General features: G+C 69.0%; 11 protein-coding genes. 4 read left to right on the top strand and 7 right to left on the bottom strand.

Annotated features, from left to right (window positions below; all coding sequences use genetic code 11):
- Positions 1–71: 71 nt before the first annotated feature.
- Together WYO_RS29995 and WYO_RS16385 are read left to right on the top strand one after the other, a co-directional pair.
- Positions 72–365 carry a hypothetical protein gene (locus tag WYO_RS29995; protein WP_007564492.1) on the top strand — a complete coding sequence of 98 codons (294 nt, stop codon included), beginning with the start codon at positions 72–74 and terminating at the stop codon, positions 363–365.
- A gap of 151 nt (positions 366–516) precedes the next feature.
- The gene (locus WYO_RS16385) at positions 517–1,245 is read left to right on the top strand and encodes a winged helix-turn-helix domain-containing protein (protein WP_007564493.1); all 729 of its coding nucleotides are present in this window, start codon (positions 517–519) and stop codon (positions 1,243–1,245) included.
- A gap of 365 nt (positions 1,246–1,610) precedes the next feature.
- On the opposite strand, the gene WYO_RS16390 is transcribed toward WYO_RS16385, so the two are convergent.
- Together WYO_RS16390 and WYO_RS16395 are read right to left on the bottom strand one after the other, a co-directional pair.
- Positions 1,611–2,279, bottom strand: a complete 669-nt coding sequence (locus WYO_RS16390) for a phytochelatin synthase family protein (protein WP_244424198.1) — start codon at positions 2,277–2,279, stop codon at positions 1,611–1,613.
- 149 nt (positions 2,280–2,428) lie between these two features.
- The gene (locus WYO_RS16395) at positions 2,429–3,253 is read right to left on the bottom strand and encodes an SDR family NAD(P)-dependent oxidoreductase (RefSeq protein ID WP_007564495.1); all 825 of its coding nucleotides are present in this window, start codon (positions 3,251–3,253) and stop codon (positions 2,429–2,431) included.
- Positions 3,254–3,656: 403 nt separating this feature from the next.
- On the opposite strand from WYO_RS16395, the gene WYO_RS16400 reads away from it, so the two are divergent.
- A complete protein-coding gene (locus tag WYO_RS16400; RefSeq protein WP_244424199.1) occupies positions 3,657–4,247 on the top strand; it encodes a DUF3291 domain-containing protein in 591 nt (196 codons plus the stop codon).
- Positions 4,248–4,400: 153 nt separating this feature from the next.
- On the opposite strand, the gene WYO_RS16405 is transcribed toward WYO_RS16400, so the two are convergent.
- The 5 genes from WYO_RS16405 to WYO_RS16425 form a co-directional block, all read right to left on the bottom strand.
- A complete protein-coding gene (locus WYO_RS16405; RefSeq protein ID WP_007564497.1) occupies positions 4,401–5,756 on the bottom strand; it encodes a cytochrome P450 in 1,356 nt (451 codons plus the stop codon).
- Positions 5,757–5,961: 205 nt separating this feature from the next.
- Positions 5,962–6,363, bottom strand: a complete 402-nt coding sequence (locus WYO_RS16410; RefSeq protein WP_007564498.1) for a hypothetical protein — start codon at positions 6,361–6,363, stop codon at positions 5,962–5,964.
- A 288-nt stretch (positions 6,364–6,651) separates the two neighbouring features.
- Positions 6,652–9,165, bottom strand: a complete 2,514-nt coding sequence (locus WYO_RS16415; protein ID WP_007564499.1) for a two-component system VirA-like sensor kinase — start codon at positions 9,163–9,165, stop codon at positions 6,652–6,654.
- Complete coding sequence (locus tag WYO_RS16420) at positions 9,162–10,166, bottom strand: cytochrome c peroxidase (RefSeq protein ID WP_007564500.1); 1,005 nt, start codon at positions 10,164–10,166, stop codon at positions 9,162–9,164. The genes WYO_RS16415 and WYO_RS16420 overlap by 4 nt, the downstream gene beginning before the upstream one ends.
- 2 nt (positions 10,167–10,168) lie before the next feature.
- Entirely contained in the window at positions 10,169–10,930 is a 762-nt protein-coding gene (locus tag WYO_RS16425) for a response regulator (protein WP_007564501.1), read from the bottom strand.
- A 358-nt stretch (positions 10,931–11,288) separates the two neighbouring features.
- On the opposite strand from WYO_RS16425, the gene WYO_RS30980 reads away from it, so the two are divergent.
- Positions 11,289–11,588 carry a hypothetical protein gene (locus WYO_RS30980; RefSeq protein WP_128755023.1) on the top strand — a complete coding sequence of 100 codons (300 nt, stop codon included), beginning with the start codon at positions 11,289–11,291 and terminating at the stop codon, positions 11,586–11,588.
- Positions 11,589–11,658: the final 70 nt, after the last annotated feature.

The raw sequence follows: 11,658 nt of genomic DNA on the forward strand, positions 1-11,658 counted from the left end.
CTGTGATGCGGATCACAGTTCTACGGTTTCGTCCGATGCATGGTGCCTGTACTGCAACAGGGAGATCCACCATGACGACGACTTCAACGAAGACTGCGATTTTAGCCGGCCTTGCGCTGGCCGCCCTGGCCGGTGGGGCCGGAGGCGCCGAGGCCCGCGGTTTCGGGCACGGCGGGTTCGGCTATGGCGGTTTCGGGCACCATGGTGGTTTCCATCACGGTGGCTTCCATGGCGGCTTCCATCACCGCTACGGCGGGTATGGCTGGGGGTATCCCGCGGGCGGCTATTACCGGAGCTCCTATTACGGCGGCTGTCGCCTGGTCTTCAGCCCCGCCTGGGGAAGCTACGTCCGCGCCTGCCGCTGAACCGACCTTGACGGACCGCCGGGCGGTTCGATGAGCCGGCGGACGGACGTCGAAGCGCTTCCGTCCCCCGAAGGGCGTCGGGCCGACAAAAGCGGCAGCGCGCCCTTCCCGAAGACGTCTCCGCACCCATGAGCCGACAGGAGCACGCGCCGTGCCCGCACCCGGGATTCGCATCCTGCTGCTCGACGACGACGCGGACGTGCAGCGGACCGTCTCGGACTACTTCTCTGAGCATGGCGTGTCCGTCACACCGGCTGCGACCCGGCTGCAGGCCCAAGCGCTGCTGGCCGACCCCACGGAGTTCGACCTCGTGGTGCTCAACCTGCGGCCGGGCTCGGAGAACGGGCTGGAGCTGTTGCGCGAATTGCGGGCGCGGAGCGACATCCCCGTCATCCTCACGACGGCGCACCGCCGCGACGAGCTCGATCGTGTGCTCGGTCTCGAGCTCGGCGCGGACGATTACCTCGTCAAACCTTACGGCCTGCGCGAATTCCTGGCCCGTGTGCGCGTCGTGCACCGCCGCGCCGCGGGACACGCCCGGCATCGTTCGCGCGACGCACCGTGCCGACGATTCGAGGGTTGGGTCCTCAACCGGCGACGGCGGCGCCTGACCAATCCCGCCGGCGTCGATGTCGACCTCAGCAAGGGGGAATACGCCTTGCTCGCGGCCTTTCTCGACGCGCCGCAGCGCCCGCTCAGCCGCGAGTACCTCCTGCAGGCAACGCACATCCACGAGGACGTCTTTGATCGCAGCATCGACGTGCAGATCCTGCGGCTACGCCGGAAGATCGAGACGGAACCGAGCCAACCCGCCGTAATCCTGACCGAGCGCGGCGTCGGATACGTCTTCGCCGTTCCCGTCGAATGTGCAGCGCGCTGAGATCGCATATTCGCTCGGCCGGCCGTGGCCGCGAGCGAGACCGCACCGTCCAGTCGGTGGCTATGGGACGTGCAGGTCGCGGTCCAGGCCTCGCGACGTGTCCGGACTTTGCCTCTTGCCGCTGCGAAGCCGTGCTCCGGGGCTGGGGGCAAGGCGCTGTGGGGGCCGGCGCGTGCGTCTTCCCCGGCCGCAGAGCAGCCCGTGTCGGGAAGGGGCATGGCGGCGTGCACCGCGCTGACCTGATGGCGCCTCTCGCGCCGTGCCGTATCGGGATCACGCCCGGCATGAGGCGGCGGTCGCGACCGACGCGATGGCGCCGGGTTGTGTCGGCACGCGGGGCGCACCATTCGCGGGCGGGCTGTCCATCACGGCGAGGGAAGAGTGGAATCGATGACCAGCAACCCGCGGGCCTTGCCGGACGTGCCGTCGATCGTCGTCACGGCCTGCCAGAGGCGTTCCGTACCGACGAGGAACGGCGTGTAGGTTCCGTTCACGTCGCCGACGAAGACCAGGTCCCGGTCCGGCAGGTAGCCCAGAACCGGCGAGAAGTGCCCGGCGCCCCGGCTGAACAACGGCCCGCGATGGAAGTTCACGATCAGCCGCTTGCTCGGATCGTTGCTGCTGCGCATCGCCTCGCGAAACGCGGGCAACGACAGATCGCGCACGACGCGCACCGGGCGATCGAGCCGCCTGCGGATCAGATCCGCCAACTCGTCCAGCGTCAGGCCGTTGATGAGGATGCCGAACCAGGGCTGGAACTTCGTGCCGCGGATCACATCGGCTTGCGAGAAATCGACCCCGAGCGAGCGCAGCAGGTTGGCCACGGTGGCCGGACCGCAGAAACTGGGGTTGCTCTGGTATTCGTAGGGCCGTTGCCGGTATTTCTCGGCCACGGGCAGAGCCCAGGCCTGCGCCAGGAGCGCAGGATCGTGGAACGTGGCCTGCGTCTCGATCGAGGTGACGGCCTTGTAGGCGTTCGGCCTGAGAAGGATCGGACCGAGAACCGCCGCGCCGGCGATGCCGGACAGGATCACGATCGCCGCGAAGACGGCGAGCAGACGGCGCCCCCACGTCCAGCCCCGTCGGGCCTGTTCACTCGCCATGCACGCAGCACTCCGCTCTCATCAGGACAGGCCGCAGGCGCGACCGGGCGCAGACGCGCATTCTGGGTCCGCGCCCGGCCTCAGAACGCGACGGATACAGTCAGGTCCTTCCAGGCCCGGTCGGACGCTGCCACGGCCTCGGCTGCGCGTTGCGCATAGGCATAGGCATCGTCGCCGATCAGGAGCTCGACCGGAGCATCGTCACGGCCGGACAGATCGACGATCGCCCGGGCCACCTTCCTCGGATCCGCGGGCTCCCTGCCGGACCCGGCCCGCACCATCTCGGCGAAGGGGCCGACCGTCTGCCGATAGGGCTCGCTGATCGCCGGGATCGTCATCGAGGAGCCGGCCCAATCGGTCCGCACGCCGCCCGGCTGCAGGATCGTCACCTTGATCCCCAGCGGAGCCAGCTCCTGCGCGAGGACGAGGCTGAAGCCGCGAACGGCAAACTTGGCCGCCTGGTATGCGGACAGGCCGACCGACGCGATGCGGCTTCCGACCGACGCGATCTGGAAGATATGCCCGGCGCCCTGCGCGCGCAGGATCGGCACGACCGCCTTGGAGACATGGACGGTGCCGAAGAAGTTCGTCGCCATCTGGTCCGCGAAGGCGTCCTGGCTCATGTCCTCGACCGACGCCAGGCTGGCATAGCCCGCATTGTTCACGACCACATCGACCCGGCCGAATGTGTCCTTCGCGTCGGCGACCGCCCGGCCGACGGCGGCGGCATCGGAGACGTCGAGCGCATAGGGGATTATGCGTCCGCGATACTGGGTGACGAGATCGTCGAGGTCACCCGGGTTACGCGCGGTCGCCATGACTTTGTGCCCGGCCTCGAGGGCGGCCATGACGATCGCCCGGCCGAGGCCGCGGGAACTGCCTGTCACGAACCAAGACTTTGGCATTTGGTCTCCCGCGTCGCGGCGTCAATAAAATCACGTTTTCGGAATGTATCGCATTGATGCGAGGTTCGCGTCTCGATAAAGCCGGCTTGTTACAGCGTTGATACAAATTAAAAATCTTTCGTTTCATATGTAAAAATGCGAACGACTATAAAATACGTTGACCGAACCAGGTTTGTATTTATACTCTCAGGCTGCCGGTCTGGTCGGCGCGACGGCCGCTTTGGACGGCCTCCGCCGTACGATCCACATCACGAAGCTGTCGGCCGGTGCCGAAGACTTCGCCTCGGCAAGCCGAACACGCGGCTAAACTGACCAATGATCGTGCGTCGGCATCATCGAGGATGCGAGCGGGTATCATAATTCTCTGCTCTCAACGAATTCGCCATAGTAATAGTATTGTCTTGTGCAGAAAGCGCGCCGAAATAGTCGATATAAAGAGAAAGAATGTCGGATGACTCGGATCGCGCTCTACACATTCGGAATCTTGAAGGGCGCGTATCAGTCCGAGGCGCTGACGGAATTCGCCGGCATGGCCCGCATGATATTCCCGACCCTGGGCGGTGCGGACGGTTTCATCGCTCAGGCGGGGGATGCGCGTCCCGACCTGCTTGGCCGGGCCGGTCACGGTGAGGATTTCGGGCCCTGGGGCGTCTACGTGGCGCCGCGCTTCTTCGACGCGCGCTGGCAATCGAGCGGCGCCAGCATGGTTCAAACGCTGTCGCTGTGGCACGATTGCGAAGCCGCCCGCCGCTTTTCCTACAATGGGCTGCATCGCGACGCCCTGAAACGGCGCTCGGCCTGGTTTCAGCCGCCGCAATGGCCCGGTTACGTTCTGTGGTGGGTTCCCGAGGATGTCGTCCCCACTTGGTCGGACGGCGTCCGACGTCTGGAAATCCTGGCCGATGCGGGACCGACGGCATCCGGTTTCAGCTTCGCGCGACGCTACGATGAATCCGGCCGCCCCGAGCTCGCGAAGCAGGTCGCGGCGCACTGACGGCGGGAGCCCCGGGTGGTATCTCGCGACGACCACCTGAGCTTCGCTCCCCTGCCGCACCGGAAGACGTCACCCCCGTTCCGACACCAGCGTGTGATGGCTGCACGGATCCGGGCTCGACTGATCCTTTCGGATGCCGGCCCGCTCGGGCGCCTAAGGCAGGCAGGGGCGCAGCGTGAACACCGGCACGTGGCTCGGCCGCGTCGAGAACGATCCGATCGGCTGGACAGGAGCGGCCTGTTCCATCGCGATCGCGTTGCCGCGCAGGAGCCGAGCGAGGACGAGCACGCTCTCCGCCACGGCGAGTTGTGCGCCGATGCAGACCCGCGGTCCGGCACCGAACGGCAGGAACGTAAACCGGTCCGGCCTCGCAGCGCCGAGGAAGCGCGATGGGTCGAAACGCGCCGGGGCGGCCCAGAACGCGGGGTTCCTGTGCAGCATGCAGAAGGGCAGGAGGACGAGGCTGCCACCTCGGACCGGTAGCCCGCACAGGTCGTGCGGGTCCCCGACTTCGCGGGCCGACATATAGGCCGGGGGATACAGGCGCAGGGTTTCCTCGACCACGGCCCGGGTCAGCGGCAGGCGCGCCAGCGCCTCTCCGGCCGAACCCGGCGACACGTCGCAGGCGCGCGCCTCGTCGCGCACGGCGTCCTGCCAGTCGGGGGCGTTGGCGAGGAGATAGCACGCCCAGAAGAGCGTCAGCCCCGTGGTCTCGTGGCCGGCGAAGAGCATCGTCGACACCTCGTCGGCCAACAAGCCCTCGTCCTGGTCCTTGTAGGCATCCGCCAGCATATCGAACAGGTCGCGCGGCGTATCCGGCGCGGCCGTGGACCGGCGTTCCGCGATGACGGCGGCGATGATCCGCGACCAGCGCCGCCGAAACAGGGCGCGCCGCACATCCGTCGGCGTCAGCAGCGTCGATGGCAGCAGGAAATCGCTCGCGCGGGGACGTCCGATCGTGGCGGAATAGAACAGGAGCAGGCGCCGCAGCTCGGGCCCGAACCGCGCCGTCTCGAGCGAGAACATCGAGCGCGCCGCGATATCCAGGCTCAGGTCCTGCATCGCCGACAGGAGATCGATCGGGCCGCCCTTCGCGGCTTCGATCCGCGCGCAGGTCGCCTCCGCGCATGCCGCGATATGCTGCGAGAGGACGGGCAACGTCCGCGGCGTGAAGGCGGGCGCGAGCGTGCGCCGCTGCCGCCGCCAGGCTTCCCCCTCCGCCGCGGCGAGGCCCCGGCCGAGGATGGGACCGAGCACGCGCCCTGTCGCCCGCACGCGGCGGAACCGGTCCGGATGATCCGCCAGGACATGACGCATGGCATCGGGGGTGTTGGCGAGGATCAGGTCGGTGATGCCCAGGCGGTACGTGATCGCCGGCGCGGTGAAGCACCGGGCCGGGAATGCCGAGAAGGCGTTGCGCCGGACCCGCATGAGCACGCCGAGACCGGTGACGCGGTCGGGTGCGAGCGGCGGCGCCGGCGGTTCGAAACGGTGGCCAGGGCTATGCATGGTACCTTTCGCCTGACCTCATCCGGGTCCCGGATATCCCGATCCGACGCCGCTGATACGGCGCAGACTATCGAACGGACCGCCGTCCACCGGACGCGAGCCGGCATCGCCCGCCTGCGCCCGCGCTGGAGCGGCGCCCCATATTCAGCGCGTTCTCTGCCTGGAAACCCGGCGGCTGGAATCCAGTCAACGCCCCTGCTGGGCGTTACTTGCTTCCGGGGCAGAGCTTATACGATACGCCCCCTTGGTCGCCAGACGACCCATCCGCGATCTTGAAGCTTCGGCGCGACTGCACGAACACCGTCTCGGAGGTGGTGGTGGGCGCGACCGGGCTTCCGTCCCCGGCGGCGGCGCAAGAGGTCGCGATTCTGTACGTCTTGCCGTGCGCGTCCACGATCCTGCTGACGCATTTGCTGTCGTGCGGGCCGCCCAGACCCTGCCCGTCATAGGTCCTCAAGGCGGCAAACGGCGCGCCCTCGCAGGCCAGATCCGCCTGGACGTAACTGCCGTGGGACAGCGGCAGCGGCTCCGCCTTCAGGGACCCGGCGCAGGCGACGGACGCCGAGAACACGCCGGCGGCGTAGAACAGGGGAGCACCAGATTTCATGCGCGTAACACCATGCCGTGGAGGATCATGCCGGCCGGTTTCGGCCGGGCCGGTTCCGGGTCTTGCGGATGCAGGCCCAGTTGCCCCGGCCCGCCCGTGACCGCGATATCCAGGCGCGGTTTCGGTGCCATTTCAACCGACCGCCGGCTCGGTTACGCCTGAAACAGGCCGCGGATGGCCCCCGCGGTTTCGTGGCGCCGAGGTCTCCGGCGGACGGTCGCCTGCAAGGCGTTCAGGCGGGCGATCGGCTTCGGGAGCGCCGGAGCTGGTGCGGTCGCGCCGCGCGCCTCAACGCTTCGAGAGCTTGCGCGGCGGCGGCGCGGTCTTTGGGCCGGAGGTCAGCTTGGCGCCGGAGGCCAGCTTCGCGCCGGAGGCCAAGTGTCTCTGCAGGGTCAAGGCGAGCGCGTTGGAGCGCCAGGGCCGGCGGGCGACCTCGACGACGGGAATGGCCGAGAGGATCTCCGGCTGCACGGCCTCGGACGCCGACAACGAGAGCACGATCGGCCATTTCGCGATCTGGGCGGCCCGGCGGGCAAAGGTGAGGCCCGATAAGCCGAGCAGCGGGTGCTCGACAATCAGCAGATCGAACCGCTCCGGCGCCGTGCGCAGGGCGGACAAGGCCGCCTCCGGGTCGACGTATCCGACCGGTTCGTAGCCCAGGGCCGCCAGGGTCTCTTCGTCCTCCTGGACCGCGGCGCGCGTCCGGCCCAGGATCATCACGGCGCCGCAAGCGCGCGACGCGTCGTTGATGGCCGGCGTCATCACCGGCAACCAGACCTCGAACGTGCTGCCCGCTCCGGGCACGCTGCGCACGTTGAAGGCGCCGTCCTGCTCCTGGACGAATTCGAACGCGGTCGCGAGCCCGAGGCCGGTTCCGGCCGGACGGGTGGTGAAGAACGGCTCGAAGATCCGCGCGAGCGTCGCCTCGTCCATGCCGCGGCCGGAATCGCTGACTCGGATCCGGATATGATCGCCCGGGCGCAACGTCCCGTGGGAGAGGGATTGCCGCTCCGCCAGGGTGATCCGGTCGAGCTGGATCTCGACCGCTCGATCCGGGCTCGACGCCTGCACGGCGTTGCGGATCAGGTTGTGCACCACCTGCTGGAGCTGCGCCGGCTCGCCGCCGACGATCGCCCCCTGGGCCGTCCCGGTGAACCGGATCACGGTCGGGTCGGCCGCCGAGGAGCGGATCTGGGCGATCGTCTCGGCGACGACCGCCTCGACGGCGCTGGTGCCCTGCATCGCGCTGCCGCGCCGCCCGAAATCGAGAATCTGGCTGGCGATCTCGTGCGCCCGTCCGCCGGCCTGGACCAGCATCTCGATCTGCCGCGCCGCCCGATCGGGATGCGCCGGCAAGGCCTCGGCCGCGATCTCGGCATGACCGAGCATGACGTTGAGGACGTTGTTGATGTTGTGCGCGACACCGCTGGCGAAGGTGCCGATGGCCTCGAGCCGCTGTGCCCGGCGCAGCTCCCCCTCGATCGCGCGCCGCTCCGCCCAGACCTGCTGGCTCTCCAGCGCCGCGCCGAAGCTGTCGGCGACGACCTGCAGCAGGCCGCACGATTGCCGGAGCCAGCCCGGCAGATCGGAGGTGCTGCGCTCGAAGCACAGCAGGCCGACGGTGCGCTCGCCCCGGCGCAGCCGCGCGCAGGCCCAGGAGACGATGCCGCGCTCGGCGAGGGCGTGCCGCAAGGCCGGATGCCCGGTCGCGTCCGCGGTCTCGATGAAGATGAGATCGTCGGAGGCGGCGGTGATGTCGGGGATCAGGGCGCGTTGCGCCATCGGCCAGCCCCGGGGCTGCGCAAGGCCGGGCCGACTCCACAGATGCACGGCGCCGCTGCCGTCGAGCATCAGGACATAGCAATGGTCCGTGTTCAGGCCCCCGCCCACCATGGCCAGGACGTCGACGATGTGGGCGGAGATCTCGTCGGGCTGGCTCCCCAGGAAGCGGTTGGCGGCCTGGGCCACGACGGTCTGGAAGGCGACCGTCCGGCGCAGGATCAGGGTGCCGGCCCGCATCAGCAGGCCCACGCGCACGGCGAGGGCGAGCAGCGCCAGGGCGGCGGCGTAGAGCGCGAGGCGGAAGCCATCGGCGCGGGCCTGGCGCTCGGCGTGCAGCTCCCGGCGGGCATCCAGCAGCGCTTGGCGGGCTTTCTCGCTCGACGCGACCGGAAGCGAGCGCGTCGCGGCGCCGACCTGGGGCAGCAGATCCAGGAGCTGGCGCCCGTGGAGCACGATGGCGGCGACATCCGCGGCCTGGTCCGTCGGCAGGGTCATCGCGGCCATGGCGTCGAGCCGCGCGCGGATGTCCTCGAGATGCTTCGCGCTCCCGTCGCGCGCGAGTTGCGAGACGCGGATTTGCAGGGCGGCCACGGCCTGCACGAGCCGTGGATCGACGTCCGGTTCGGACAGGCGATCGCTCAGCGAGTCGAAATACGCGACCGAGTTCTGCACGAGGGCGTTGCCGGTCTTGAAGCGCTCGACCATCTGCGCCTCCCGGTCCACCACCTCGGCGAGGGCCCGCACTTCGGCGTCGTCCGGCCGGCTCGACGCCCGCAGGTCGGCCACCGCCGCCTGCATCTTGCGCAGATGGGCGACGATCGGATCGTAGTTGCGCAGATGCCCGGCGCGGGCCCGAAGCACGTCGTGCTGGAGGCGCGATTCGGCCAGCGCGAGGCTGCCGACGGTCCGCTGCATCGTCACATAGGCCGCCTCCATCTCGCCATTGCCGTTGATCAGCAGCCACGTCAGCAGCGCGGCCAACAGCGCACCGAGTACGGCGGCCTGCGCGGTCAACTTCATGGCCGATGGTCGTCGGTCGGCGGCGGGCCGGGGGGCGTCGCCGGGGGCACGGTCACGGGGTGACCTTCGTAGGATCCGGTCAGGGTGCCGAGGAACGCGACGATCGATGCGATCTGCGTCGTGGTCAGCTCCCGCCCGAGCTGGACCCGGGCCATCAGCCGCACGGCCTCCGGAAGCGTGGCGATGCCGCCGTCGTCGAAATAGGGCGCCGTGACCGCGACGTTGCGCAGGCTGGGGACGCGCAGCACCTCGGCGGTCTTGTTCGGGATCGTGACGAAGATCCCGACCTTCTCGAACAGATTGCCGCCGACATTGACGCCCTGATGGCAGGCCGAGCAGCCGATCCCGCGGAAGAGCGCGAAGCCCCGCTGCTCGGCCTCGGTGATGGCCCGCGCATCGCCGCGCAGCCACCGGTCGAACCGGCTGTCCGGGGTGAGCAGGTGCCGCTCGAAGCTGTTGATCGCGTCGACGACGGCCTCGCGGTCGGCCTCACGGCCGTAAGCGGACCGAAACCTGGCGGCGAGCGCCGGATCGGCGCGGACCGTGTCGAGGATGCGGGGCCACGACCCGCCCAGGAATTCCGGCTGCGTCAGCGCCAGCTCGGCCTGATCCTTGAGGGTCGGGATATCGCCCGCCCAGCCCAGGCGGAAGTTCAGGGCGGCGTTGAAGACCGTGGGCGTGTTGCGCGGCACCGGCGTGCCGTCGGTGGTGACGTTCCGCGGGACCGCGCTTGCGCCGTTGGTCCGGATGTCGTGACAGGTGATGCAGGCGCGGTCGCCCCGGCGCGACAGCCGCGTGTCGGAGAACAGCATCCGGCCGATATCGACGCGGTCCGGGTCGGCCCCCAGCGAGCTCGGGATCGGCGTGATGACGGCCGAGGCCTCGACGGCATCGGCGATCGCCGGACTGCCGGCCGGCCCTTCCTGGGCGGCCGGCGCCAGGATGGCCACGGCGCTGCCGAGCAGCGCCGCGAGGAGGGGCCGTGCCGGGCGCCCGATCACGGCTACAGCTTCTCGACGGGCGTGGTCAGGACGTAGCCCACGCCGCGCTCGGTGACGATCAGGCGGGGCGCACTCGGGTCCACCTCCAGCTTGCGGCGCAGGCGCAGGATCTGGACGTCGATGCTGCGGTCGAACACGTCCTCGTGGACCCGCGTGGCCTGCAGGAGGTGCTCGCGGCTCAGGGGGCGCTGGGGCGCATCCAGGAAGGCCACGAGCAGCGCGTACTCGCCGTTGCTCAGCGCGACGCCCTCACCGGCCGGGTTGGTCAGGCGCCGCCGCCGTCGGTCGAGCACCCAGCCGTCGAAGCGACTGCGATGCGAATCCTGCGCCTTCGGCGGAACGGGCGTCACCTCGGCCCGGCGCAGGATGACCCGGATGCGGGCCAGAAGCTCGCGCAGGCCGTAGGGTTTGACGAGATAATCGTCGGCGCCGAGCTCGAGGCCGATCACGCGATCGATCTCGTCGCGGCGATGTCCGGTCGTGATGATCACCGGCAGATCGCTCCGGGTCCGCAGGTCGCGCAGCAGGTCGAGACCGTTCTCCGAGCCCAGGCGCAAATCGAGCACCACGAGGTCGAAATCGCCCTCCGCGAGCCACCGCTCCGCCTCGGCCCGGTTGGTCGCCGCCGTCACGTCGACGTCGTGGTCGGCGAAATGATCCGAGACGATGCGCTGCATGCCCGCATCGTCCTCAATGAGCAGGATGCGGGTCTTGCCGGGGCGCGGCCTCCGGCCCTGACCCCTGTCCAGACTGGGTTCGATCATGGGCACCTCACGCTTCGCGGCAGAGCGCCGCCCCGACCTCCGCGGCTGGATGGCGGCACCGTGTCGGGGACGCCGCCACCCGGGGAGTCATCGAACCGTCGTCGCCAGCCCATGCCCGATCGCCCTTCCGAGGGCGCCCGGGTGTAGCCCTGCACCGCTGAGTTGATATCACGGCCCCAAAAGGATTGCGCCCACCACATTGTGCGAGGCAGCACAACGCGGGCGATGACCTTCAATAACGCCGTCTCGATCCGGCAAGAAGCGGCTCAGTTACGGTTGTAACCGGAAGTCGTGATGGCTGACATGCCGATGTAACTGCCGAATATGATCGTCACCCTCTCTGGATGAAGGGGTGATTATGACCGACGCTCTGATCCGAGATGTCTGCGGCGTAGACCCGGGGCGCTTCAACAAGATTGTGCCCGATCGATTGCCTCGCGGTGAAGATCTTCCCGCCTGCGGTCGCCCCGGTCCTCCACTGGGGCGCATCGCGATAGCCTCGCCCCCGTTCGCACCGGCCCGACCCGCGCTCTTCGTCTTCGGACGGTGGCTGCTGGATGCTGTGGTGATCAGCTTCGCCCATGGCGGCTGTATCCATCACACCCACCCGGATTACATCGCGTTCCTGCGCGACATCAACAGCAACGCGCGGCGCTAGACCAGATCAGGCCGGAAAACCGTCGCTTTGGCGAAGACGTCGCGGCGCGCGTCACGGACTTCAGCGCTTC

The sequence above is a fragment of the Methylobacterium sp. GXF4 genome, assembly GCF_000272495.1.
Lineage (GTDB): Bacteria > Pseudomonadota > Alphaproteobacteria > Rhizobiales > Beijerinckiaceae > Methylobacterium > Methylobacterium brachiatum.

Excerpts from the sequence above, each read along its gene's own strand:
- WYO_RS29995 (WP_007564492.1), top strand. The coding sequence starts at position 72 with ATGACGACGACTTCAACGAAGACTGCGATTTTAGCCGGCCTTGCGCTG.
- WYO_RS30980 (WP_128755023.1), top strand. The coding sequence starts at position 11,289 with ATGACCGACGCTCTGATCCGAGATGTCTGCGGCGTAGACCCGGGGCGC.
- WYO_RS16425 (WP_007564501.1), bottom strand. The coding sequence starts at position 10,930 with ATGATCGAACCCAGTCTGGACAGGGGTCAGGGCCGGAGGCCGCGCCCC.
- WYO_RS16410 (WP_007564498.1), bottom strand. The coding sequence starts at position 6,363 with ATGAAATCTGGTGCTCCCCTGTTCTACGCCGCCGGCGTGTTCTCGGCG.
- WYO_RS16405 (WP_007564497.1), bottom strand. The coding sequence starts at position 5,756 with ATGCATAGCCCTGGCCACCGTTTCGAACCGCCGGCGCCGCCGCTCGCA.
- WYO_RS16415 (WP_007564499.1), bottom strand. The coding sequence starts at position 9,165 with ATGAAGTTGACCGCGCAGGCCGCCGTACTCGGTGCGCTGTTGGCCGCG.
- WYO_RS16395 (WP_007564495.1), bottom strand. The coding sequence starts at position 3,253 with ATGCCAAAGTCTTGGTTCGTGACAGGCAGTTCCCGCGGCCTCGGCCGG.